At 42.4% G+C, this 26,869-nt stretch carries 21 protein-coding genes; 8 read left to right on the forward strand and 13 right to left on the reverse strand.

The features are described 5' to 3' along the window. Positions 1-549: 549 nt before the first annotated feature. The gene (locus LX64_RS01665; protein WP_111595863.1) at positions 550-1,470 is read left to right on the forward strand and encodes an ABC transporter ATP-binding protein; all 921 of its coding nucleotides are present in this window, start codon (positions 550-552) and stop codon (positions 1,468-1,470) included. 30 nt (positions 1,471-1,500) lie between these two features. Further along, the gene (locus tag LX64_RS01670; protein WP_111595864.1) at positions 1,501-2,793 is read left to right on the forward strand and encodes an ABC transporter permease; all 1,293 of its coding nucleotides are present in this window, start codon (positions 1,501-1,503) and stop codon (positions 2,791-2,793) included. A gap of 570 nt (positions 2,794-3,363) precedes the next feature. Here LX64_RS01670 and LX64_RS01675 read toward each other — a convergent pair. The 9 genes from LX64_RS01675 to LX64_RS01715 all read right to left on the reverse strand — a co-directional run bounded on the left by LX64_RS01675 (position 3,364) and on the right by LX64_RS01715 (position 14,892). Beyond that, positions 3,364-4,302 carry an NAD(P)H-dependent flavin oxidoreductase gene (locus LX64_RS01675; RefSeq protein ID WP_111595865.1) on the reverse strand — a complete coding sequence of 313 codons (939 nt, stop codon included), beginning with the start codon at positions 4,300-4,302 and terminating at the stop codon, positions 3,364-3,366. A 35-nt stretch (positions 4,303-4,337) separates the two neighbouring features. Beyond that, positions 4,338-5,333, reverse strand: coding sequence for a sugar phosphate nucleotidyltransferase (locus tag LX64_RS01680; protein WP_111595866.1), 996 nt, complete (start codon positions 5,331-5,333; stop codon positions 4,338-4,340). A 238-nt stretch (positions 5,334-5,571) separates the two neighbouring features. Further along, positions 5,572-8,970 carry a ThuA domain-containing protein gene (locus LX64_RS01685; protein ID WP_111595867.1) on the reverse strand — a complete coding sequence of 1,133 codons (3,399 nt, stop codon included), beginning with the start codon at positions 8,968-8,970 and terminating at the stop codon, positions 5,572-5,574. A 70-nt stretch (positions 8,971-9,040) separates the two neighbouring features. Next, positions 9,041-9,781 carry a ThuA domain-containing protein gene (locus LX64_RS01690; protein WP_245952514.1) on the reverse strand — a complete coding sequence of 247 codons (741 nt, stop codon included), beginning with the start codon at positions 9,779-9,781 and terminating at the stop codon, positions 9,041-9,043. 110 nt (positions 9,782-9,891) lie between these two features. Next, positions 9,892-10,605, reverse strand: coding sequence for a 3-keto-disaccharide hydrolase (locus LX64_RS01695; RefSeq protein ID WP_111595868.1), 714 nt, complete (start codon positions 10,603-10,605; stop codon positions 9,892-9,894). Positions 10,606-10,842: 237 nt separating this feature from the next. After that, on the reverse strand, positions 10,843-11,238 hold the full coding sequence (locus LX64_RS01700; RefSeq protein WP_111595869.1) for a c-type cytochrome: 396 nt from the start codon (positions 11,236-11,238) through the stop codon (positions 10,843-10,845). An 84-nt stretch (positions 11,239-11,322) separates the two neighbouring features. Next, on the reverse strand, positions 11,323-12,381 hold the full coding sequence (locus tag LX64_RS01705; protein WP_111595870.1) for a sugar phosphate isomerase/epimerase family protein: 1,059 nt from the start codon (positions 12,379-12,381) through the stop codon (positions 11,323-11,325). A gap of 30 nt (positions 12,382-12,411) precedes the next feature. Next, positions 12,412-13,575: a Gfo/Idh/MocA family protein gene (locus LX64_RS01710; RefSeq protein ID WP_111595871.1), complete on the reverse strand. Its 1,164-nt coding sequence runs from the start codon at positions 13,573-13,575 to the stop codon at positions 12,412-12,414. A gap of 21 nt (positions 13,576-13,596) precedes the next feature. Next, positions 13,597-14,892: an MFS transporter gene (locus LX64_RS01715; RefSeq protein WP_111595872.1), complete on the reverse strand. Its 1,296-nt coding sequence runs from the start codon at positions 14,890-14,892 to the stop codon at positions 13,597-13,599. A gap of 928 nt (positions 14,893-15,820) precedes the next feature. On the opposite strand from LX64_RS01715, the gene secA reads away from it, so the two are divergent. The 5 genes from secA to LX64_RS01740 all read left to right on the forward strand — a co-directional run bounded on the left by secA (position 15,821) and on the right by LX64_RS01740 (position 22,419). Beyond that, a complete protein-coding gene (secA, locus tag LX64_RS01720) occupies positions 15,821-19,156 on the forward strand; it encodes a preprotein translocase subunit SecA (RefSeq protein WP_111595873.1) in 3,336 nt (1,111 codons plus the stop codon). A gap of 92 nt (positions 19,157-19,248) precedes the next feature. Then, positions 19,249-19,911 (forward strand): deoxyribose-phosphate aldolase, encoded by a 663-nt coding sequence (gene deoC, locus LX64_RS01725; protein ID WP_111595874.1) that lies wholly within the window; start codon positions 19,249-19,251, stop codon positions 19,909-19,911. Positions 19,912-19,946: 35 nt separating this feature from the next. Next, a complete protein-coding gene (locus LX64_RS01730; protein WP_111595875.1) occupies positions 19,947-20,378 on the forward strand; it encodes an SPOR domain-containing protein in 432 nt (143 codons plus the stop codon). Continuing rightward, positions 20,362-21,537, forward strand: coding sequence for a M20 metallopeptidase family protein (locus tag LX64_RS01735; RefSeq protein ID WP_111595876.1), 1,176 nt, complete (start codon positions 20,362-20,364; stop codon positions 21,535-21,537). The genes LX64_RS01730 and LX64_RS01735 overlap by 17 nt, the downstream gene beginning before the upstream one ends. A 42-nt stretch (positions 21,538-21,579) precedes the next feature. Continuing rightward, positions 21,580-22,419, forward strand: coding sequence for a CvfB family protein (locus LX64_RS01740; RefSeq protein WP_111595877.1), 840 nt, complete (start codon positions 21,580-21,582; stop codon positions 22,417-22,419). Between the two features lie 62 nt (positions 22,420-22,481). On the opposite strand, the gene LX64_RS01745 is transcribed toward LX64_RS01740, so the two are convergent. The 4 genes from LX64_RS01745 to LX64_RS01760 are packed head-to-tail and all read right to left on the reverse strand — an operon-like array spanning position 22,482 to position 25,346. Further along, complete coding sequence (locus LX64_RS01745) at positions 22,482-23,243, reverse strand: hypothetical protein (protein WP_111595878.1); 762 nt, start codon at positions 23,241-23,243, stop codon at positions 22,482-22,484. Positions 23,244-23,273: 30 nt separating this feature from the next. Next, positions 23,274-23,639, reverse strand: a complete 366-nt coding sequence (locus tag LX64_RS01750) for a GntR family transcriptional regulator (protein WP_111595879.1) — start codon at positions 23,637-23,639, stop codon at positions 23,274-23,276. 22 nt (positions 23,640-23,661) lie between these two features. Continuing rightward, the gene (locus LX64_RS01755) at positions 23,662-24,492 is read right to left on the reverse strand and encodes a hypothetical protein (protein WP_111595880.1); all 831 of its coding nucleotides are present in this window, start codon (positions 24,490-24,492) and stop codon (positions 23,662-23,664) included. A gap of 2 nt (positions 24,493-24,494) precedes the next feature. Beyond that, on the reverse strand, positions 24,495-25,346 hold the full coding sequence (locus tag LX64_RS01760; RefSeq protein WP_111595881.1) for an ABC transporter ATP-binding protein: 852 nt from the start codon (positions 25,344-25,346) through the stop codon (positions 24,495-24,497). A gap of 200 nt (positions 25,347-25,546) precedes the next feature. Between LX64_RS01760 and LX64_RS01765 the strand changes: the two genes are divergently transcribed. Continuing rightward, the gene (locus LX64_RS01765; RefSeq protein ID WP_111595882.1) at positions 25,547-26,869 is read left to right on the forward strand and encodes an APC family permease; all 1,323 of its coding nucleotides are present in this window, start codon (positions 25,547-25,549) and stop codon (positions 26,867-26,869) included.

The raw sequence follows: 26,869 nt of genomic DNA on the forward strand, positions 1-26,869 counted from the left end.
CAAACCTCCTTCACCACAACCTCACATAAACCACGTTCACAAAACCATTAGGTCCTCCGTCCCTAAAGGTTTTGCCCCAACCCCCTCACCACCAAAACAACCATCTTCCCACCCCAACAAAACAGGCACCACAAAGAACCACCGCCCTTCACCACAGTAGCACCACCGCTCAATCAACATCCCGATAAAACGGCGACGCAGTCTTTCGCCGTTTTTCCTCCTTTCTTTGGTTACTTTCTTTGGAGAAGCAAAGAAAGTAACACATTAGGATGTAATCGAAATAAGAATGGCCGATGCCCCATCAGAAAACTGAAATAAGAATACTTACCTGTACATCTCAAAGAAAAAAACATTATTAAAGAAAGAATCATTGTTAACCCCCGCCGGACGGCCCTTCGTTAGCACCCCTACCCACCAACGGAGTTAAAAACCCCATCCTGTAGATACAGATAAAACCCCGGTTCGTAAGATGATACCAACATTTCGTGTATTTTTATTGCAACAGCACAATCTGTACAGTAATATTGCTCCTAGTTATCAATTCGTACTATGAACCTAATAGAGATCAACAACCTAAAGAAATATTATGCTACCCATAAAGCGGTAGACGATATTAGCTTCTCCATCCCTAAAGGAAGCATTTTCGGTTTATTAGGCCCTAATGGCGCCGGTAAATCTACCCTCCTTCGTATGTTAACGGGTATTTATTATCCCGATGCAGGCCAGATATTATTCGATGGTAAATCGTTCGACCCGCTGAAAGATGTAGGGTTGATTGGTTATATGCCGGAAGAGCGTGGCTTGTACAAAAAAATGAAAGTGGGAGAGCAGGTCATGTACTTGGCGCAGCTGAAAGGTTTAAGTAATAGCGATGCGAAAAACAAAATCAACTATTGGTTCAAACGTTTTGAAATAGAGAATTGGGCCAACAAGAAAATCGAAGAACTTAGTAAGGGTATGCAACAAAAGGTGCAGTTCATCTCTACCGTGATGCACGATCCTAAATTGCTTATCCTCGATGAACCGTTCTCTGGTCTCGATCCTATTAACTCGTTATTGATTCAAGACGAGATATTCAAACTCGCCGAAAACGGTACTACGATAATCTTCTCTACGCACCGTATGGAGCAAGTAGAAGAAATCTGTGATCATATCGTGTTGGTGAATCTCGGTAAAAAAGTACTCGATGGTAGCGTAGCACAAATCAAACAAGATTTCAAAAAGCACCTCTTCAGGGTCGATTTCGCAGAGCCCATTAATTTCGCGCAAGTAGCTACGCATCATTTCACGATCGAAAAATCGCAACCAAAATCATTAGTCGTTAAGTTAAACGAAGACAGCCAAACGAATGACATCCTTCGTCATTTCATTAACCAAAACGTTACCATTACTTACTTCGAAGAAGTATTACCTACCATCAACGAGGTATTCATTGAGCAAGTGAATAAAACGGGCGGCATCTTAGCATAACATTACTAACGACTATCAAACTTATTCGATATGAACAAAATTTTCATCATTATAAAACGTGAATACTTATCACGTGTTCGCAAGAAATCATTTCTTGTTGTAACGTTGTTGATGCCATTACTTTTCTTGGCATTAATGATTGTTCCTGCCTTATTAGCGAAGAACAGCAGCTCTAACGAGAAGATCGTTGTAGTAGACGAAAGTAAATTATTCGCCAACCGTATTCCCGACTTCGACGAAGTACGTTTCACATTCAGCGACCAACCCTTCGATTCGTTACGCAACACGTACCTCGATAAAGGCTATACTGGTTTGCTGCATATTCCTCAAATGGACCTAGTTCGTGATCCTAACATCGTGTATTATGGGAAAGGCCAGATGAGCATCATGACGCAGAGCAAATTGGAAGGAAAATTAGATGCTGTTATCGAAGATATCCGCATGGAAAGAGCGGGCATCGATAAATCTAAAGTAGAAGGTATTCGTTCGAATGTAAATATCATTAGCAAAACCGGTAAAGACGAGAAAGAAGGTAGTGCAGGCTTAGCATTAGCCATTGGTTACGGTAGTGGTTTCATTATTTACATTGTGTTGTTGGTATTTGGTATGATGGTAATGCGTGGTGTAATGGAAGAAAAAACAAACCGTATTGCGGAAGTCATAGTAAGTAGTGTAAAACCATTCCAATTAATGATGGGTAAAATCCTCGGTATTGGAGCCGTAGGTTTAACACAGTTCTTAATCTGGATCTTCTTAATTTGGGGTTTAAGCTTCTCATTACCATTATTCTTTGCAGGTAGTGACTTAACAACCGCTCAATCTGCCGGTAACAACACAGCGATGATGATGGCCGTGAAACAAATCTCAGTGATTGCACAGAGCGCTGATTGGGGTATGATTACGTTCTGCTTCGTATTCTATTTCTTAGGTGGATATTTATTCTACTCTTCTTTATTTGCTGCCGTTGGTAGTTTAGTAAACGAAGACCCTAACGATGCACAGAGCTACACGTTCCCGATCACCTTACCGATCATCATTGCTATTATGATCATGTTCCAAGCGGTGACCAACCCAACAAGCCAAGTGGCAGTATGGGGTAGTATTATCCCGTTCACTGCACCGGTAGTAATGATGGCTCGTATACCTTACGGCGTTCCGGGTACAGTAGCGTATTGGGAATTGATCTTATCGATGTCGTTGTTAATAATTGGTTTCATTACCACTACTTGGATCGCCGGTAGAATTTACCGCACAGGTATCTTGTTAAACGGTAAGAAACCAACCTTGAAAGAAGCGGTGAAATGGATCTTTAAGAATAACTAATGGGTTGTAAGTAATAAAGTAAAAATAGGCTGCCTTTACATGGTAAAAGCAGCCTATTTTTTTATATTTGTAGAGGCCAGCACTGATCCCAGGTAGCAAGCTTTCACACTTAGGCTGGCAATCGTATACTACTTTTCAGCTCATTCATCTTAATCAGCATATATACACTTCTTGGCTAGGGAATTTGATCCCAACCCAATACCGTATTATTAGAAATGTATTATACACCAATAAGTTACGCAACTCTACCCGTAACCTCTCTGTACTTCCTCTGTAGGTTCTCTGTAACTTCTCTGTAGTTTCTCTGTAGTTTGCCTTGAAATCGGCCGTAGGTCTACGTTATAGCGCCCTTTATTCACCGTCTTTCACCCGGTCGTTTGTCGATGTTTACCTTATACAACCCTATCCTTACCCTATCCACAGCCTATCTCTAGCCTATCTCTAGCCTATCTTTACCCTATCTAAACCCTAGTAAAAGCCTATCTCGACCCTATCTCCAGCCTATCTAAAGCCTTTGCCGGCTTGTGTTTAGCTGCATTTGTTCTCGAAACAGTACTGTAAACCAATTGTTTAAGCTTGTAAGCGTTGCACGGTGGCTTTATATTCTGCCCATATTTCGGCCACTACCTCGGCTGCGGGTTGAATACGGTCGATTAAGGCGCTTACTTGGCCGATCTCCAATTCGCCTTCACGCATGTCGCCTTCGAACATACCGCGCTTTGCACGGGCACGACCAAGGAGGTTTTTCAATTCCTCGTCGCTGGCACAGCTAGCTTCAGCTTGTTGTACATCGTCGAAAAACTTGTTCTTCAAGAGGCGTACAGGTGTTAAACGTTTGAGTGATAACATGGTATCACCCTCTTGCGCCGTAATAATGGCTTCTTTGAAGTTGATGTGGGAAGATGCTTCGGGGGTGGCTACAAAACGGCTACCTACTTGTACCGCATCGGCACCTAATGCAAAGGCGGCTGCCATGGCTTTGCCGGAACTAATACCACCCGCTGCAATAAGCGGTATATTAATAGCAGCACTCACTGCAGGAATAAGCACCATAGTGGTTGTTTCTTCACGGCCATTATGCCCACCGGCTTCAAACCCTTCTGCAACTACAGCATCTACGCCGGCGGCCTCGCTTTTTTGGGCGAATTTAGCGCTCGATACTACATGCACAACGGTAATGCCCGCAGCTTTTAATGTAGGTGTCCAGGTTTTAGGATTACCTGCCGATGTAAATACGATGGGAACTTTTTCTTCGATGATGATTTGAATAATTTCATCGATACCGGGATAGAGTAACGGTACATTTACGCCAAAGGGTTTTTGCGTAGCTTGCTTACACTGTTGAATATGTTCGCGCAGTACAGCGGGGTACATGCTACCGGCGCCAATGATACCCAGCCCCCCGGCATTACTAACTGCCGATGCTAGCTTCCATCCGCTCGCCCATATCATGCCCGCTTGTACAATAGGCAATTCTATGCCGAATAAGTCGGTGATCCTGTTTTGCATGTTTCAAATATAACGAATGCAAAACATTCACATCATCAACCTAAATCGATTTCCGTATTATCACCAATATTTAAACTTTGACTTAACCCGCGAATGTTCGCATCACTCCCTATAAGGCTGGATTTTAATACTACTTCGTACAAGTTACTGAACGATCCAATGATGCTGTCTTTTACAATGGAATAACTCACCACCGTATTATCACCGATGGCTACATTCGGGCCTATAATGGAGTTCTTAATGTTACATCCCTCGCCAATACTTACCGGGGGAATAATGATCGTGTTTTCGTAAGGAATAGTGGGTGGAACAGCGCTCGGTTTATATTTCTTCAACATTATCGCGTTCGTTTCCAACAAGGTTTCTTTGCGCCCGCAATCAAACCAGTTCGTTACTTTAAATGCATTGAATTTTACCCCGTGCTGTATCATACAATCCAACGCATCCGTTAACTGGAACTCGTCGTGCGATTTTACTTGGTCGCGGTAATTATCTTCTAAGCATTTATACAACTGCTTTGTTTCACGAATTTTATAAAGACCTACTAAAGCAAGGTTAGATTTCGGAATTTGTGGCTTCTCAATTACACGGGTAATCGTTCCTTCTTCATTCAATTCCGCTACACCAAAGTTACGCGGATCATCTACTTTCTTCACACCCAATAACGATACCGGCGAATTGATGATCTCCGTAAAGTCACATTCACAGATAGTATCACCGAGTACAATCAAAATCTCGTCGTTCTGTACTACATCGCGTGTTAAGAGAATAGCATGACCAGTACCCTGGCGCGCATTCTGTTGTACGAAATGACAAGTTAAATGTGGATACTTCTTCTCCACGTAATGTTGAATCTTTTCACCCAAATAGCCAACAACAAATACAAACTCTGTAATGCCCGCTTCCTCTAATTGGTCAACGATAATACTGAGAATGGTTTTGCCTGCTAATGGAATCAGGGCTTTCGGTTGTGTATACGTATGTGGACGTAGCTTGGTGCCAGCCCCAGCTACGGGTATGATTGCCTTCATGTAATGCAGTCGATTAGGTTTAGTGTACGTCGGTTACGCAAGTAACCTCGCTTATGTTCAATCCTTTCAATAAAAATACAACAACGCACTCCCACGCGTTGTTGCGGGTGAAATTACTATAAAAATATGTAAACAATCGATTACAGGCCGATTAATCGCGTGATATTTTCGTTGGATATAAAATAACAAGCCCTCTTAGTTTGTCGCTAAGAGGGCCTGAAATGTATGATTGCGTAGATTATCTCGACAATAACTTGATGAAGATAATACCCAACGTGCCAGCTTCTCCTGGACTAGCCGGTGTAAATACCAATTTCAAGTCTTGTGGCGTAACGCCGTTAACTGTTGCAAAGTTGATGGTTGCAAAAGATGGCTTCATTGGTTCCAAGTTTTGACCGATAACTGTTTCACCGAGCAATTGTGTACCCAAGTAAGCTTGCACGCGTAAACCGTGCTCTAATGGTTTCTGACCGGCGTATTGTAATTCGATTCCATTGACGGAGTTCAAATCCAATTTCGCAAATGTCATAAAGCTATTCGCACTTGGCAAGGCTAAACGCATACCGTTGTATTCCATTTTAGATACACCATCACCTACGGTGAAGTCGTATGCCGATAAGGATGGAGATACTAATTCTGCAATAGCGCTACCTGTTAATGGCTTAATACCAGAACCACCTTTATCGGTATAGCTGGCAAGTAAGTAGAAAATACCTTTGTCTTTAAATGTTGCCGCTGTAGCAGGTACTACGCTACCTGTTGCAGGTAAGGAAGCAATCTTGCTAGCAGGGTCTGCTTTCAATGAGAAGATATAATCAACGATCATTTTCGCATCACCCACACTTAAGTTAGGGTGAGCACTCATGGCCGTTTCACCCCAAACACCGCCACCACCTTTGATGATTTTATTCACCAAGTAGTCGCTGGCTTTTGGATCGCCTTTATACTTATCTGCCACTAACATAAATGCAGGGCCGATTGATGTTTCATTCGTTTTATGACACGTTTTACAATCCAACGTTTCCATGATGTTTTTACCCATGGTAGCGGCTGTAACGATTTGGTGACCTTGTGGCATGGCTGCTTTATCACGACCTTCTACGTACTCAGTTTTCACGAATAAATTCGCTACATCTAATGTACCATTTGCTAAGCTACCATCTTCTTTATCTGTTACCGCAACCGTGTAAGAAACGGCTTTACCAGGGAAGTAGAATTGCGTGTTACCATTTAACTTGATCGCTACTTGTGGTGTTTCGTTACCGGCATACACATTAATGCTATTGCTACGAACGTGCGCACCATTTGGATCGTATACTTCTACTGCTACAGGGTATTCACCTGGTTGTGTATACGTATACTCAACTGAATTCTCCGTTGTTTCCTTCTTCATACCGTTACCAAAATACCAGATGTAAGTCAATTTGTCTTTATCTGGATCTGAAGCCTCGGCTGTAATTTTCACTTTAAATGGTAAGGAACCTGTTAGTTTATCCACATTGATGCTAGCTTTAGGGGCACGGTTACCACCATTGAAGTCGATACGTGCTAAACCTGCATCAGGATTTTTAGAGAACCAACCGTTACCGTATTCTAATACATACAAACGACCATCAGGACCCATTTCCATATCAATCGGCGCATTGAAGCGCGTGTTCGGCATGAAACGTTCCATTTTAGAGAAGTTGCCGTCTTTATCCATTGTAACGGCCATAATCCAACCGCGGATCCAGTCGTAAATGAATAATTTGCCTTCGTAGTATTTAGGGAAACGTGTTTCTTTTGGATAGAATTCTTCGTAGAACACTGGGCCTGCTTCGGCATTTCTACCACCACTACCTACAATTGGGAACTCTGTAGATTTAGCGTAAGGATACCAAATGAACGCAGGTTGTGCCGGTGGTAATTCTTGTAAACCGGTATTGTTACGCGATTTGTTGATCGGTTTAGCCGGGTCGAATTTCTTACCACTTACACCGGTAGCGTAATCGTATTCTACATAAGGAATATTGTTAGCGATGAATAATGGGTAACCATAGTTACCGGCTTTCTTCGCTTGGTTTACCTCGTCGTAACCACGGGGGCCACGTGTTTCTAAACTATCGTTGTTCGCATCCGGACCAACTTCACCCCAATACAAGAAACCAGTTTTCTGATCCACGGAAATACGGTACGGGTTACGTGTACCCATCACGAAAATTTCTGGACGTGTTTTATCAGATTTCTCGAAGAGGTTGCCTTTTGGAATATCGTAACTACCATCTTCATTCACACGAATACGCAAGATTTTACCGCGTAAATCGTTCGTGTTACCAGAAGAACGGCGACCATCGTATTGTGTATGACCAGGACGATCATCCAACGGCGCAAAACTACTAGTCTTATACGGTTGATTCGGTTCGTCGAATGGCGTAGAGTTATCACCGGTAGAGATATACAACAAGCCATCGGGACCAAACGCCAATGAACCACCTGTGTGGCAACAAATGTAACGTTGTGAGTAGAATTGCAAAATCACTTTCTCTGATTTCATATCCAGCTTACCATCTTTGAAAACGAAGCGAGATAAACGGTTAACAGATGTATCAACCGGTGAATAGAAAATGTAGAGGTAGTTATTTTTCGCAAAGTTAGGATCAGCTGTTAAACCAAGGAAACCTTCTTCCGCGTTAATATTTGGAATATCGGTTTTGTAGTACACATCTAATTTACCTACTTGGGTTAATTGTTTTGTTGTGTTGTTATACAACATCAATTCACCTCTACGTTGTGCTACCAAAATGTCGAGGTTCGGCAAGATGGTCATTTCCGTAGGCTCGGTGAATTCGCCCGATGTTAACGTTTGCTTAGTGAAGCGATCTTCAGAAGGCACGCGTAAAGTAGTGGCTTTGCTGTAATCGAGGTACAAGTTTTTGCCAATGGCATACTTAATACCACCGAGGATATGTTTTAAGAAATTTTCTTCTGAGTAAGATTCAACGGTATGACCTAAGCCTGTGTAGAATGCACGGCCACCGTCGTAATCGTGGTACCAGCTAATAGGGTGGTTGCCGTTCATGTTGCCGCCTTCGTAGCTTTTTTCATCGAGGGTTAATAGCACATGTACAGTGGTATCACGTTTTTTGTAATTGTACCATTCGTCGGTACGTTTCCAAGGATTGGGTAAACCTTTGGTAGCAATGAAATCATTATCTACTACGTTTACATTCGCTTGGTGAACACCTGGAGGGTGGCTATCGAAATAAGCACCGGCCAATTTGTTGTACCAACCCCAATCGTATTCGGTATCGGTAGCTGCGTGGATACCCACGTAACCGCCGCCGGCTTGGATATATCTTTCAAAATCCGCTTCTTGGTAATTGTCGAGTACATCGCCTGTAGTGTTGAGGAAGATAACGGCAGCATATTTCGATAAAGTATCTTCAACGAACTTGCCGGCATCTTCGGTTGTGTCGACAGTAAACCCGTTTTCTTGACCGAGTTTTTGGATGGCTTTAATACCTGCCCCGATCGACTCGTGGCGGAAACCTGCGGTTTTGGAGAATACCAATACACGCGGTTGCCCTTCGCGTTTCTTCGAACACGCGGCGAGACAGAGTAGCAGTGCTAAAAGCAGAGGAACACTCAGTGTTTTCATGGTAATGAGAAGTTTTTGTAATCGCGTTTTAGTTTATCGTGGAATTGTTAATAACGGAATGGTATACGAATTATTTCTTAGCAGGAAACTGTTTCCCCATGGCATATTGTAATCCACCGAGTACATGTTGCAAGAAATTTTCGTCGCTGTAAGACTCATCAGTATGGCCTAGCGCCGTGTAAAACATTCTACCACCTTCAAAATTTTGGTACCAAGCAATGGGATGTTGTTCACCGTTTTTGCCGCCGGTATAAGTTCTTTCATCGAGGGTCATCAATACTTGCATATTAGGATTGATGTCTTTGAAATTATACCATTCGTCTTTTCGTTGCCATTCGCTTGGGAGATGAGCTGTTGCGAGGTGATGTTTGTCGATCACGCGTGAAATAGCAACTTGTTGCTTTGGGTGATCGAGGAAATATGCACCTACAAACTTGCCGTACCAGGGCCAGGTAAATTCTGTATCTGATGCAGCATGAATGCCTACATAGCCTCCGCCTTTATGAATATACTCAATAAACGCGGATTTTTGTTGCTCATTGAAATTTTCGCCGGTAGGACTTAAGAAAACAATCGTGGCATATTGTTGTAAGTTTCCGGGCGTGAAGGCTTGAACGTCTTCTGTTGTGTCTACATCGAATCCATGCTTTTTACCCAGGTCGATAAGGGCAATTTTGCCCACACCGATGCTGCCGTGTCTAAATCCCGTGGTTTTGCTATACACGAGGATTTTTGGTTTGGCTTTCGCCATCAAATTCACCGATCCAACCAGCAGCATTGCCCAGCAGAATAGGGCGAATTTTTGTAGCATAGCTATAATTTGGATGATATAAAATGGAATGTAATACTGGATAGCTATTACATAACGTGGACGAGTACAATACAAGCGCTGCAAGGTTATTTACAGCGCTTGTAAGGGAATTATTTTAATACTTTAATCTTGATATTGCGGTACCACACTTTATCGCCGTGATCTTGCAAAGCAATTTTACCGGTTTCGAATGCACCGAAGCCTTCCCATTTTTTGAATTTAGAGCCGGCTACGAGTTCTTTCCATTCATTGCTGCCGATTACTGTTTCAACGGTTTTAACGCCGTTTAAATAGAGGCTGAGCTTGTTGTGGTCTTTTACGATTTTCGCTGTGTTCCACTCGCCAACAGGTTTAGCTGCTTTTTGAGCAGAAGCGATCATATCGTACAAGTCACCAGAATTGTGTTTATAGATTTTACCATCCGCATGTTTAGCATCATCCAACACTTGCATTTCAGGGCCTGTTAAGTATGGAGCGCCGTATTTAGCGTCTTCTTTCACGCCGAAGATAATACCACTGTTACCGCCTTCCGAGATTTTCCAATCTACTTGGAATTCGTAATTCGTGTATTCTGCATCTGTTGTTAAATCACCACCTTTCTCGCCTTCCTTTTTATCGAGTACAAGGGCGCCATCTTCAATTTTCCAACCTTCACCTACAGTTGTTTTATTGTAACTGTGCCAACCTTTCGTGCTGGTACCGTCGAACAATAATTGCCAACCTGCTTTTTTCTCTTTCTTCGTAAGTTGATTGTTTTGCGCGAACGCGGTAGATCCATAAAGAATCGCACCTACAACGAGCGCTGTTGAAAAGAATCTTTTCATTGTGTGTGAATTTTTAAAATGCGGGTAACGTGGTGTGTGAAGTCCAGGTTTCCCCTGCTATGATTGAACAATAATTAGATGATGTGTTGTGGGAAAGTGATAGTCAAGTTATTCACCCGGCCTATCAACCGTTCATCACAAAGCTTTAACAGCGCTACTTAGAAACAGAAAATCTGAGTAATTCGCTACTGTAAAGTAGGAATTACCCAGATTATTTTTTAGCTAAATAATGTTAAACTATTTAGCAGCGTAAGTTTCTAAGATGTGCTTAGCGATTTCTTTACCGTCGTTCTCAGTGAAGTTAGAGTGTGGCGCCATCGGCGTTTCACCCCAGTTACCGCTACCACCATTGATAATCTTGTCGGCCAACATTTTCACGTTCTCGTCGTTCAATGGGTATTTAGCCGCGATATCTTTGAAAGAAGGGCCCACCAGTTTTGTATCTGGTTTGTGGCACGTTTTGCAATCCGATCCGTTCATCAACTCTTCACCACTTTCTTGTGGCTTTACCATAGAGTTGTCAGCCGCTGCATGATCTTCGCTTTTAGTTTCTTCGGCTTTTTTATCACCACCACCGCAAGCAGCCAAAAACGCAGCACTTAAAAATAACGGCGCCAATAATCTTTTTCTCATTTTGCTTTGATTGTTTATTGCTGTTATAGTTTGATTCCATAGAGCAACAACACGTTGCCCCCTTATCTAAATTTGAATATTAAATTATAATCCTAAAATACGGCGGTTGAAGTTTTCGTCGGCACCAGTGCCCGCGAAATCATCAAATGCTTTCTCCGTTACACGGATAATGTTGCTAGCAATAAACGGCGCACCTTCTTTCGCTCCATCTTCCGGATGCTTTAAGGCACATTCCCATTCCATTACCGCCCATCCACTGAAATTGTACTGTGTTAATTTGCTGAATACACTTTTGAAATCCACTTGGCCATCACCTAATGAACGGAAGCGTCCAGGACGTTCCACCCAACCTTGGTAACCACCATATACACCACTACGACCGGTAGGATTGAATTCCGCGTCTTTTACGTGGAATGCTTTAATACGCTCGTGGTAAATGTCGATGTATGCTAAGTAATCTAAGCATTGCAATACTAAGTGACTTGGATCGTACAACAAGCAAGCACGTGCGTGGTTACCTGTAGCTTCCAAGAAACGCTCGTAAGAAATACCATCGTGTAAATCTTCGCCCGGGTGTACTTCATAACAAACGTCTACACCATGTGTATCAAACTCGTTCAAGATCGGTAACCAACGGTTCGCCAATTCCTTGAAACCTGTTTCTACTAAACCGGCAGGGCGTTGTGGCCAAGGATACACCGTAGGCCATAATAAAGCACCACTGAAAGTAGCGTGGGCATTTAAACCCAAGTTAGCACTGGCTTTCGCCGCGTATTTCAACTGTTGTACAGCCCATTCGGTACGTGCTTTCACGTTGTTGGCGCCACGTAAGTTTTCCGGTGCAAAACCATCAAACAATTCGTTGAACGCCGGGTGAACTGCTACAAGTTGGCCTTGTAAGTGGGTGCTGAGTTCGGTAATTTCCAAACCGGCATCATTTACAATCCCTTTTATTTCATCGGCGTAAGTTTTAGACTCCGCCGCTTTTTGTAAGTCGATGAGGCGCGTTTCCCAAGTAGGAATTTGCACACCTTTATAACCTAAGCCTGCCGCCCATTTACAAATGTCGGGCAAGTTGTTAAAAGGAGCTGCATCGCCCATGAATTGCGCTAAGAAAATACCGGGACCTTTAATCGTTTTCATGTTCTTCGCTTTAAAAACTCTACAATACAATTACACTTCGAACGGCGTCCATTTCACATCTGATTGTGAAGAACGTACCACGTTATCGATAAACGCCATACCACGGATACCTTCGGTAGTGGTTGGGAAATCGGCCGCTTCTTTCGGCGCTTGGGTATTGCTGATTTTAGCACCCAAAGTAAGCGCAAAGTTACGGTACAAGTTACCGAATGCCTCGAGGTAACCTTCTGGGTGACCGCCTGGCGTGCGTGCATTGTGGGTTTCGTAGCTAGAAAGATGTGCACCACCATTACCTGCACGGTAAATTTCGGTTGGCTTATCTAACCATTTCACGAGTAAAGTATTCGGCTCTTGTTGTGCCCATTCCAGGCCACCCAATTCACCGTAAATACGAATTTTAAGCGCGTTTTCTTCACCGGCAGCAACTTGCGATGCTTGGAGAACACCGGCAGCGCCGTTGTTGAACTTCAATAGAACAGCACCATCATCGTCGAGCATACGACCTTCAACAAGGATGTTAAGGTCGGCACATAATTTCTCTACTTGTAAGCCAGAGATGTATTCTGCGAGGTTGAAAGCATGAGTACCGATATCGCCCATACAACCTGATTTACCAGATTTTTTAGGATCGGTACGCCAAGCAGCACCGGCATTACCTTCACGCTCGCTCAATTTGCTGAGCCAGCCTTGTGGATATTCTACCCATACTTTACGGATTTTACCGAAAGTACCGGCAGCTACCATTTGGCGGGCTTGTTTCACCATTGGGTAGCCGGTATATGTATGTGTTAATAACAGGGTTAAACCTGTTTCTTTCACTTTAGCATCGAGTAATTTAGCTTCTTCTAAGCTGAAGGTGATAGGCTTTTCGATGACTACATTGAAGCCGTTATCGAGGGCCATCATGGCAGGTTCGAAGTGTGCGAAGTTAGGCGTAACGATCGTGATAAAATCCAAACGTTCTTCCGCTGGTCGAGCAGCTTCAGCCGTGATCATGGTTTTGAAATCGAGGTAGATCCTGCTTGGATCGAGGAACAACATGTCGCCGGACGCTTTCGCGATGTCGGGATTGATGCTCAATGCACCCGCTTTCAATTCGATAAGACCGTCCATATTGGCTGCAATACGGTGGATGGCGCCGATGAAGGCATCTTTACCACCGCCGATCATACCCATTCTTAATTTCCTATTCATATCTTGATACGCTTTAAAAGATTATGCAGTTTGAGTTTGTAAGTGATTGTGAGGTTGGTTCTTTCTTTTTCTCATATAAATAACCAAGCAAGTGAACGCAACGATCAATACAAGAGGGATGTATAAAATGATCTGCAAGATTTCTGGGCCAGAAGCCGATTGTGCCGCTGCATAAGCCGCTGCTTCAGTAGAACCCGGTGCTGCACCAACATATGCATGGTAATCTGCACCTGCAGGAAGTTTAGCCGCAATAATAGTGTCGAAGTGACCACCAATAATAGAAGTGAAGATCGATACAGCGAACATACCCATACCGCCTACTAGGTTCATACCCAAAGCACCCGATTCAGGAATGTTTTCAGATACGAAACCTAACATACATGGCCAGAAATAAGTAACACCTAAACCAAAGATAACAGCCGCTACGAATACCATGTTACCAGAAACGGTGCTCATCATATATAAACCAAGTGCCGCTAAAATCGAAGAAATTAACAATACACCGGCAGGCGACATTTTATGTACTATAGGGCCGGCAAAAGCTCTACCCAAAGTTTGTACACCCGTTGTAATCGCCAAGATCAGGATACTGTTTTCTACTACATTCTTCATCAAAATCTCGATCCACTGACCCGTGTAAAGCTCTGTTACAGCAGTACCGGCCATTAAAATGAAGATCACAATGAATAAAGGATTACCTAATGCACGGTACATTTGGCTGGTGGAGATACCACTAGCAACACGCTCTGTTACAGGGAATTTCAAGCGCAAGAAAAGGTAACCGTAAATGAAAGTAGGGATCAACATAATCGCCATCAACCATTTGTAGTTTACACCGCCTACTGTACCTAAGTAGTAAGAAATGAGTGTACCAATTACGATACCACCCGGGAACCATAAGTGGAAATAGTTGAGTTTAGTAGTTTTATTATTAGGGAAAATAGATACTACAAGCGGGTTACAAGCCGCTTCAACAGTACCATTTGCCATACCGATAAATAAAGTAGAAATAAATAACTCCCAGAAGCCGGTAGCGAAAATAGTTAAGAGAATACCTGCTAAGTGAAGCACAAAAGCCGCCACTAATAAGTTTTTCATACCAATTTTATCTACGATAAAACCACCGATTACCACCGCTAATGGGAAACCCCAGAAAGCTGTACCGGCAATAATACCGAGCTCCTTCATGTCGAGCTGGAAAGTTTGGCCTAGTGTATTTAAAATACCGGCGCGGATACCAAATGATAAAGAAGTCACCAACAAGGCTAAGCAGCTAGCCACGAAAAGTTTTTGTGGTTGAATAGACGACTGATTCATGAACGTGTGAATTTTAGTTAATAGTTTAAAGGGTGTAATGAACCTTTAAATTTATAAAAAGTAATTACATATTTCCATCTTTTTCTGGCATGAAAAAGCGTTGGCATCGAAGATGTATATAAAGTTTGGCTAGTATGAAATGTATTTTTAATCTCTGCAATTCACCACCTTAAATTCCCGAAGCAGCAGCAATTTAATTATAATGTGTTTGAAATACACATTGTAGGCTATTTTAATTTTTTTTAGAAAGTTGCCGCCCAGCCGAAGTAAATCTTCGTAAACCCTTACTGGTATTACGCATGACATGAATCCATCACAAAAAATAATTTACATGAGCGGCCTGGCCTTTCTGCCGCCATATATGCCTTTTTAGCAGCACCACTGCTATTTGCCTGTAATTCTGCCGTATTGGAGGGGTTGACAGGTGGATATGAAAAAAAATTAACCGTTTTAATGAAAATTGACGTAAATAGCGTGCGAATGCTTGCTGTGGCAGGGTTCTGTAATAGGCTACGGGTAGGCCGTTTACCTGTTTAAAGCAGGCTATTACGGTTGTTTAGCCAACACCCGGCTTGTAATTAACTAGGAGAAGAACAACAAAACATCGATTCAACGTCGCAAATGGGCTATCAGCAGTAGAATAATGACGGGAAAGACGGGGCTGAAGCAGAAAATGCTTGTTATTAAAATTTAAATAGCATCCTTTTTTAACGTAATCTTTCTATATTTCGCAGGCATACTTGTTATCTTTTAGCTTAATTTTACAACCCTTGTTGGAAATTAAACGCCAACTGTCAGCTTGGCACATTTATGCAGCTAAGCACAATATTTGAAAGGTTTATAGCTTTCGGCCTAATTTTTCAGCCAACTATCCGTAAGCCGGTATTTCAAATATTGGAAAATTTATCATCGTAATTCGTATTTAAACATGTTAGGTTTCTTAACAAAACTTTTTGGAGGTAACAAATCGGACAGAGATATCAAGCTCGTGACGCCGATTGTGAAGCAGATAAACGAGGAATACGCGAAACTGCAAAACCTCTCTATAGACGACCTGCGTAATCAAACGCAAGTTTTTAGAGCGCGTATTAAAGCCCACCTCGCCGAAATTGACGAAGAGATTGCCAGCTTGAAAAGCCGCGCGGATGAAGCCGAAGATGTACACGTTAAGGATACTACCTACCAAGAAATCGATAAATTAAAGAAAGACCGCGATAAGAAGATTGAAGAAATCCTCGAAATTCTTCTTCCTGAAGCATTCGCTACAGTGAAAGAAGCTGCGCGCCGCTTTAAAGAAAATGAAACCATCGTTTCCAAAGCAACTCCTCTTGACCGTCAATTGGCCGTTACGAAAGATTACGTAACGATCGACGCTGAAGGCAATGCTACATGGAAAAACAACTGGGTAGCTGCCGGCAACCGCGTTACCTGGAACATGGTGCACTACGATGTACAATTAATTGGTGGTACCGTACTCCACCAAGGTAAAATCGCTGAAATGGCTACGGGTGAAGGTAAAACGCTTGTTTCTACCTTACCGGCTTACCTCAACGCGTTAGCGGGTGAAGGTGTGCACGTAGTTACAGTGAACGATTACTTGGCGCGTCGTGACTCTGAATGGAACGGCCCATTATTCGAATTCCTCGGTATTACGGTAGATTGTATTGATAAACACCAACCACATTCTGCAGAGCGCCGCAACGCGTACCTCGCAGATATCACTTACGGTACAAATAACGAATTTGGTTTCGACTATCTCCGTGATAACATGGTGCATAGCCCGGAAGAAATGGTACAACGTAAACACCACTTCGCAATGGTCGATGAGGTGGATAGCGTATTAGTCGATGATGCTCGTACGCCGTTGATTATCTCTGGTCCGATCCCTCGTGGTGAAGAACAAGAGTTCCATGCTTTGAAACCACGTATTAAATACTTGGTGGATGAACAAAGAAAGAAGATCAACCAATATTTACTGGAAGCGAAGAAATTAATCGCGGAAGGTAAAGATGATCCGAAAACCGGTGGTTTAGCTTTGATGCGCGCTTGGCGTGGTTTGCCGAAAAACACGGCATTAATCAAGTACCTCAGCGAACCAGGTGTGAAAGTAATCCTCCAAAAAGCTGAAAACTATTACTTAGCAGATCAAAAACGCGAAATGCCGAAAGTGGATGAAGAATTATTCTTCCACATCGACGAGAAAAACAATAGCGTAGATCTTACAGATAAAGGTGTTAACCTCATTACCGGTGCAGGCGAAGACCAAAACTTCTTCGTAATGCCGGATGTAGGTGGCGAAATCGCGGAAATCGAAAAAATGAATGTTAGCGCGGATGAAAAATTACACCGCAAAGACGCTCTTTTGGCCGAATTCGCCGCTAAGTCAGAACGTATCCACTCTGTTCAACAATTGTTGAAAGCGTACACCCTCTTCGAAAAAGATGTTGAGTACGTAGTAATGGATGGTAAAGTGAAAATCGTTGATGAACAAACTGGTCGTATCTTAGAAGGTCGCCGTTATTCCGATGGTTTGCACCAAGCTATCGAAGCAAAAGAAGATGTGAAAGTAGAAGCTGCTACACAAACTTTTGCAACCATTACTTTACAGAACTTCTTCCGTATGTACCACAAATTAGCTGGTATGACGGGTACAGCTTCTACTGAAGCCGGTGAGTTCTGGACTATATACAAATTGGATGTAGTGTCGATCCCAACTAACATTCCAATTTCCCGCGACGATCAACAAGATTTAGTATATAAAACGAAACGTGATAAATACCGTGCAGTTATCGATGAAATCAAAAAACTTACACAAGCTGGTCGCCCAGTACTGGTAGGTACTACATCGGTGGAGGTATCTGAATTGTTGGGTAAAATGCTCACATTCGAAAAAATTCCTCACAACGTATTGAACGCGAAACAACACGCCCGTGAAGCACAGATCGTTGCTGAAGCTGGTTTGGCCGGTAACGTTACGATCGCTACGAACATGGCTGGTCGTGGTACGGATATCAAGCTCGGACCTGGCGTGAAAGAAGCGGGTGGTTTGGCCATCATCGGTACTGAACGTCACGATAGCCGCCGTGTAGACAGGCAGTTACGTGGTCGTGCCGGTCGTCAAGGTGACCCAGGTTCTTCTCAATTCTTTGTTTCCTTGGAAGATGACTTGATGCGTCGTTTCGGTTCTGAAAGAATCGCGTCGTTGATGGATAGAATGGGTTACAAAGAAGGTGAGGTGATCCAACACAGCATGATTACGAAATCGATCGAAAGAGCACAGAAGAAAGTAGAAGAAAACAGCTTCGGTGTGCGTAAGCGCTTGCTCGAGTTCGATGACGTAATGAACAAACAGCGTTCTGTGATCTATTCTAAACGTAACCACGCATTGTTCGGTGATCGTTTAGCGATTGATATCGATAACTCGTTCTACGAAGTAGCACAAAATATCTTAGAAACGAACCGCGATACAAACGACTACGAAAACTTCAAGTTGGATGTTATCATGAGCTTCGGTTTAGATACACAAATCACGCAAGAAGAGTTTTCTAAAGGCGAATTGAACGCAACCGTAGATAAATTATATAACGAAGCGAAATCACACTACGAACGCAAGTCGGAAGAGGTGGCGAAAGGTACTTTGCCGGTTATTAACCAAATCTATGAAGAACAAGGTCAACACATCCTCAACATCTCTATTCCATTTACCGATGGTAAAAAAGGTGTAAATGTATTGGCAAACTTGAAGAAAGTAGTAGATAGCGAAGGTAAAGAAACCATTCACGCTTTAGAACGCAGCATTACCTTAGCGTTAATCGATGAAGCTTGGAAAGAACACTTACGCGAAATGGACGAATTGAAACAATCTGTTCAAGGCGCTGTGTACGAACAAAAAGATCCGTTGTTAATCTACAAGTTGGAAGCATTCAAATTGTTCCAACAAATGAACAACGATACCAACCGCGACATCGTATCTTTCTTGTCTAAGTCTGGCATCCCTATGAACCAAGATGATCAAGGGAATGGCCAAGCACCACAACAAGAATTCCGCGAAGGACGTGAAGAAAAAACCGACATGAGCCGCATGCGTGCGACACACCAAGATTTTGATGAACAAGACGGTGGTGAAGAAGCAGCTTACGGTGCTCCGCAAGACACGGAAGTGAAACAAGAGCCAGTTCGTGTAGGTCCTAAAGTAGGTCGTAATGATCCTTGTCCTTGTGGCAGTGGCAAGAAATTCAAACAATGCCATGGTAAGGATCTCTAAAAAATAAAAAAAGAGTACAACAACAGCGTTGCAGGGCGTACATTTGCGCTATGCAACGCTTTGTTGTTTTAACAACGTTCAAATAAACTCATATGCAAATCAATCGCTACATCGATCATACTGTATTAAAACCTACCACAACGCTTGATGATATTAGGAAACTGTGCATGGAAGCCGTAGAATACGATTTTGCGGCCGTTTGTGTGCCGCCGCCTTTTGTACAGATTACCAGCACATTTGTAGGTAATACCAATACTAAAGTGTGTACTGTTGTGGGGTTCCCATTCGGTTATTCCGCTATCGAAGCAAAAGTGGCAGAAACAGTGATGGCGATCTTGGAAGGTGCAGAAGAAATAGACGTAGTAGCGAATTTAATAGCCATTAAAGCCGGTGATTGGGCCTTTATTGAAAAGGAGATAACAAGCATTTTACCGATTGTACATAGTAAGGGTAAAGTGTTGAAAGTGATCATCGAAAGTGGCATATTATTAGATGAAGAAATTATCAAATGCTGCGAGATTTACGGCCGGTTGGGCGTGGATTTCGTGAAAACGTCGACCGGGTATGCTGAAAAAGGTGCAACTGTTGAAGCAGTGGCATTGATGCGCAAGCACTTACCGGCAAATATTCAAATAAAAGCCTCGGGCGGGATTCGTACCTTTGCTTTTGCGAAAGAATTGATAGCAGCGGGCGCTACACGGGTGGGCTGTAGTGGAAGTGTGCAGATCGTGAAAGAAAGCCAAGCACTAAATTAATTCCAACGAAGTTGGGTCAACTAAATACAAAATCGATGCAAAAACTATTTTGTTTGCCTGTTTTGATGTTACTATTTGCCACGGCCGCCAACGCACAAGTAAGCGATGGCAGTGTGAAAGTGGTAAAAGATAGTAGGATTGATATCCTCGTGAAGAAACAGGTGTACATTAATACGCTGGCCATCCGTAACCAACCAGGTTTCAGGGTACAGGTGATTAACACCACGAAGCGTAATGATGCAAACGAAGCGAAAGCGCGCGTTATGCAAGCTTTCCCAGATGTAAAAACGTACCTCGAATACCAGTCTCCCTATTTTAAGGTTCGCGTAGGCGATTTCAAAACCCGCGATGAAGCAACCGAATTACGTGATAAATTATCCAATATGTTCCCCGGTGGCGTGTTTGTAATACCTACTATTATCAACCTATCACTGGATAAAGAATTGATGAATGAAGAATCGAATTAAAGCCCTAGCCGACAATTACGCTCAAGAGTTCATCCAGGTGCGCAGGCATTTACATGCCAACCCTGAACTCTCTTTCCAAGAATATGAAACCAGCAAATTCATCCAACAAAAACTCGATGAATATGGTGTGAAGTACACTGCCGGTGTAGCCGGTACCGGTGTAGTAGCATTGATTGAAGGCAAAAATCCTACTAAGAAAATTATCGCGCTAAGAGGCGATATCGACGCATTGCCGATTCTCGAAGCCAACGATGTTCCTTATAAATCTACCCATGAAGGCATTATGCACGCATGTGGGCACGATGTACACACCACGTGTATGCTGGGTGCTACAAAAATCTTGCAAGAGGTGAAAGACGACTTCGAAGGTACAGTGAAGATCATCTTCCAACCAGGCGAAGAAAAACACCCAGGAGGAGCTAGTTTAATGATTAAAGAAGGCGTGTTGGAGAACCCAGCCCCGCAAGCCATCTTAGGTTTGCATGTGCAACCTACCATGGAAGCAGGCAAATTGGGATTCCGTGCAGGTCAATACATGGCCAGCGCCGATGAAATCTATATCACCATCAAAGGCAAAGGCGGCCACGCCGCGGCTCCACATTTAACCGTGGATACCATTTTGGTGGCTTCTCACTTAGTAGTAAGCTTACAACAGATCATTAGCCGTAACAACAATCCGTTCACACCATCTGTTTTATCTATATGCGCGTTTAACGGCGGTTTTACAACCAATGTAATTCCGAGTGAAGTGAAGTTAATGGGTACTTTCAGAGCCATGGACGAAACTTGGCGTTTTAAAGCACACGAGTTAATCAAGAAACAAGCGGTAGAGCTTGTGCATGCAATGGGTGCAGAAATAGATATCGACATACTCGTAGGGTATCCTACTTTATATAACAACGAAGCTGTAACAGGTAAAGCCCGTCAATTGGCGGAAGATTACCTGGGTCAATCTAACGTGGAAGACACGGAGATTAGAATGGGCGCAGAAGATTTCGCGTTCTATTCACAAGAAATCCCCGCCTGTTTCTTCCGCCTAGGTACCATGAATAAAGAAAGAGGTATTACCTCGGGCGTACATACGCCTACATTCGATGTAGACGAAAATGCCATTAAAGTAGGCATAGGAACCATGGCTTATTTGGCAACGCAATTTTAAATCAACAGCGTTCCATCATCAACAAAAAAATCAATACCGCTAATGATAGCAATTGGACAATACAACCTGTTAAGGGTGAAGAAGGAAATAGAATTTGGCGTGTACCTCGATGGTGGCAACGACTTAGAAATTTTATTGCCAAAACGCTTCGTTCCGAAAGACACGAAAGTGGGCGACGAACTAAAAGTGTTTCTTTACCACGATTCTGAAAATAGATTGATCGCTACTACCCAGCAACCCAAAGGCGTGGTAGGCGATATCGTTACCTTGAAAGCTGTAAGCGCTACGCCGCAAGGAGCATTCTTGGATTGGGGATTGATGAAAGATATTTTCGTTCCGCTTTCCCAACAACAAAGTAAAATGGTAGCCGGCCAAGAATACTTGGTGAAAATATATATCGATGAAAGAACGGGTCGTGTAGCAGCTACCGAACGCTTCGAACAAGATTTACAAAACGAGGAGTTAACGGTTAATATCCTCGATGAAGTAGATGTATTGATTTACCGCAGAACCCAATTAGGCTTTGTTGTAATTATCAATAACAAACACATCGGCATCTTGCATACCAACGAAATCTACCGCCCGGTAGATGTAGGGGAAAGATACCGAGGTTATATCAAGAACATCAAACGCGAGAAGATCGATGTTGTACTTGGCAAACCGGGTTACCAAAAAGTAGAAGACGAAAGCGGGAAAATCATCCGCCTTTTACAAGAAAACAACGGCTACTTGCCCTACCACGATAAGAGCGACCCGGAAGAGATTTACCAATTCTTCGGGATGAGTAAAAAGGTGTTTAAGATGGTAACAGGTAACTTATACAAACAGAAAAAAATCATCTTCACCCAAACAGGCATTAAGCTTGCAGAAGATGAAGCATAAAAAAATTGAGCCGGCTCCAAGAATAGAGCCGGCTTTAATTTTTCAAGGTAAAATAGAAATCTTTATAGTTTATCAATCAAATTCTTCAGGGTTGTAGCATTGGTATTAATCGTAATACTAGTAGTAGAATCTCCTTCTACGGGAAAAATATGCTTCACTAAATGTAAGGGTATATCGAAATTAGTATGACGGCTTAAATGGGGAATTAAACTATCGACCCTCACGCTGTTTTCTACAGTTACATACGTGTTTTCATGCGCTTTAAAATAGACATTGTTAAGTGTATCATGTGATAGAATGATATTGCCATGTATTTTATTGATACACATTAACGGCATCGCAGACTTGTAGTTTGATATCGTTACATCTGCATGTTCGCTGGTAACACTGGCAATACTTGGCATCGCAATCATACGCGTTTTGAAATAGTCTACACGCGTACGCAACTCATCTAACTTATCATATGCCGTTTCTGGAAATTCTTCACGGATAAATAGGGTATCGTTCTCCACTGTATACTTTGTGTAGGCGGCCATTTCTTCAGGAATGGTTAGGTAACAATTTGGAGTATAGCTACGAGAGATGCTATAGTCTGCATAATCAAAATCACTGGGCTTCGTACTATTACCTATACGCGTGTAGTACATACCATCAACTTTTACATGGTGGAAATTGGGTAAGTTGATGGTTTTAAATAAAACGGGTTGCGCGTTATAGGGCGAGTGTAATTGGTTGAATTGCCTTGCCAACAAATAGTTGTGCATAACAAGTGCTGCCAATAAAAGTATAGGTACAGCTATAAGGAGTTTTGTACTGAGCTTCATGTTAAACTGGATGGTTTGGTTAAATGGATTTTACATGTTTGATTTAAAGGTATCGAAGCGATCTTTTAACTCATCTAGTTCGATGTTAAGTAAGTAGATCTTTCGGAAGAATTGTGGAAGTTCCTCTTGTAAGAAATGTTCTTTTCTTGCTTCGGTTACGCGTTGTACAGCATCTTCAGCTACGAAATATCCCAAGCCACGTTTAGTATAAATAATTTGTTGCGATTGTAAATATTCATACGAACGCATAACGGTATTGGGATTGACTTCTAGTTTCACCGCCAACTCACGCACCGACAATACCTTTTCCCCGGGCAGCCACTGTTTTAATTGTATTTGATCGCAAACATATTCTGCTATTTGTAAGTAGATTGAATGCGTATTATTGAATTCCATGTTGTAAAATTTTGGGCGTTAATCAGGCAGCTTTCTCCCTGATCTTTGTTAACGTAATCAACCATAAGAACGGGCATAATAATAACGCAGCATAATAAAACATGTTCTGCTGTTTGGTAGGAAGAACCACCAGGCGTGCACCAACATACTCTTTATAATCGTGGTTATAAACAGCATAACCTGCACTCCAAAATGCTGCATTGTTTCCATTCGGTTTTAGCTCTAATAAAGCTGGATTCCCTTCATAATGCCGGGGTGGATTAGCGTTCTTTTCCATGATGTAAGTACCAATGGAATCGTTGATGGTAAGGCCCGAAAAGTATAATAATCCACAGAAAATGATATACAATAAAAAAGCATTCCGTTTAAAAATCACCGAGAAAACAGTCATACCCGAAGCAGCAACAGTGTACCACAATATGCCCCATTTGTAATACTGTGGGTCCATGGTAATGGTCCAACGGTGCATGTAATGAAAGCTGATATATACCATTAATTTATTGGTGAGGAAGAAAATAATGCTACCAACAATGGGGAATAGGATCATGCTATACACAACACCAACACTTAGTTTTTCCAATGCCGAAGCAGGTAACATATAGGCCTGCATATTATTCTTCGAACTGGCATATGGTTGGAACAAAGTGCTCGTGAAAAATAAGCCGATCAATACTAAACCGGTGATATAAATACCTACTTGTACTTGCGACTGTAATGTTCCCAGCTTTGCATATATGTATTGAAACCCAATAGATGCAATTGTAATAGCCAAGAGCGAATACATATATCGTTTCGAATATTGCGCCCACTGGTAAGCCATTAAATATTTAAATCTTGTAAAAGAGAACTGCATGCTTAGTTATTTGAAGTGTGAAACAATTGTAACACGGCGGGTTTATTCGCCATTAACGTGTTGAAGAAAAACTCTACGTCCATGCGTGATGGGATACCTGTTGTGTTGGCTAATGCCACAACATGACCTTTAATGGAACCTTCGCTATAGAGTATGTGTTGAGGAGCTTCTTCTGAAAGGTTCAGCACTTGTTTGAAGAGCATGCGTTCTGTGATGTGGGCAATGGGTTGATTGAAGATAACCTGCGTATCGTCCATTACAATTACATCATCGATAAGCATATCTAAGTCTTTTACTTGGTGCGTGCTGATGATGTACGTTTGGTTGTCGAGAAATGCGCCGGCAATGATTTTACGGAATTGTCGCTTCGATGGGATGTCGAGCCCATTTGTAGGTTCATCCATTAAAATCACTTTTGCTTTTGTGGCGAGGGCGAATGAAATAAGGATTTTCTTTTGTTGGCCATGACTAAAGTCGCGCAAGCTTCCTTTGTTTGGCAGCGAGAAATCCTTTAAATGTTGTTCGAAAGCATTTTCATCGAAATGGGCATAAAAAGGAGCGTACAAGCGTTTGTACTGTGCAATAGTTAGGTTAGGAACAGTAAAAGCCTCTGGTAGCAAAAAAACATCTTGTAAAAATGCCGGCTCCCGTTTGCTGGGAGTACGTTCATTTACCTGTACGGTACCTTTTTGTGGAAATAGTAAACCTGCGATGATTTGCATGAGGGTTGTTTTACCCACCCCGTTTTTACCTAGTAGCCCGTAGATCTTGCCGGGCTCTAAGCGCAAAGAAATGTTCGATAACACAGGTTTCGACGATTTGTAGCAATAATGTAGTTGCTGTAGCGAAATCATTGTTTGTGACTTTTAAATAGTTAGGTTTAGTGTACTAGATCGCTAGTACACCATAAAAGTACAATCATTTTCCAATTCTCCAAACATGTGTAAAAAAAATCATAGAACCCAAGTTGGAGAAAATGAACAAAAAGCCTGGTAACCAGTTATTAATAAGCATTTACAAGCATCAAAAATAATTTAACCCTAATCATATTACCATGGCAGCCAAGGGCAAAATCAGTTTAACTGCCGCCATTTCACTCGGTATTGGGTCCATGATCGGTGCCGGGATATTTGTGTTGTTAGGGCAAGTGGGGGCCGTTGTGGGCGCTGCTACGTGGATATCTTTCTTATTGGCGGGGATTATCATCATTTTTTGCGGGTACAATTTTGCGAAGTTGGGCGCGCGTTACCCGTCGAATGGGGGCGTGTTGGAATACTTGGTACAGGCGTATGGCATTAACTTGTATTCGGGTGGGATGGGTGTTTTTTACTATATCGCTTCGATCATATTAATGGCTGTAGTGGCGAAGGGGTTTGGGTTTTATTTATCGGCATTAGTAATGAAGAACCCACCAAGCTACCTACCTAATACATTCGCTGTATGCCTCGTGTTGCTATTAACCTTGCTTAATTTCATCAGCGTTTCTGCCATTGCCCGGTTCGAGAAATGGATTGTAGCTATTAAATTACTGGTAATTATCAGCTTTGCCGTGTTGGGATTTGCATTTGTTAAACCTAGCCTGCTAGCAAACTTCGACCAGTTCAGCTCTGCGAATTTGTTTTCCAGCCTAGCGCTTACATTTTTTGCTTATACGGGCTTCAACGTTATTTCCGGCTCCGCCGAAAATATGGACAATCCAAAGAAGAACGTTCCCCGGGCCATTATGCTAACGATTTTCATTGTAATGATTATCTACATCGCCCTTGCACTTGTAGTATTTGGTAATTTATCGGTCGATCAAGTGATTGCAGCGAAAGAAACAGCACTGGCCGAAGCAGCACGCCCCGCTTTGGGAGAAACAGGGTTTGCAATTGTTTCCATTGCTGCATTGTTTTCAAGTGTTAGTTCTATCAACGCTAACATATTTGCATCCAGTAATAATGCCTATGTAATGGCTGTGTATGGTACGTTGCCTAAGGCAATTGAAAAGCGTGTTTGGCGCCGTGGTACTGAAGCGCTTGTGGTAACTTCATCTATCATTATCATCTTATTACTCTTATTCGATCTCACGCTCATTGCTTCTGTAGGCGGTTTGGCCAGTTTAATAGCCTATACAGCTGTTAATATCGCACATTTACGCTTATATAAAGATACCGGTGCGAAATTGTACATCGTATGGTTGTCGGTTTTAATCAGCTTAGGTACTGTTATCGTTGTATTGTTGGCGAATGCCAAAACAGAACCCGGGCAGCTATATGCTACGGTAATCATTATTGTGCTTTCCTTTTTGTTTGAATGGATCATGCGCACATACGGTAAAAAGTACATGGAAGAAGCTTTGCCGCGGGTGCAAGATCCTATTCCTCCTAAAAACTAA

Source organism: Chitinophaga skermanii, from assembly GCF_003259335.1.
In the GTDB taxonomy this organism is placed as follows: Bacteria; Bacteroidota; Bacteroidia; order Chitinophagales; family Chitinophagaceae; genus Chitinophaga; species Chitinophaga skermanii.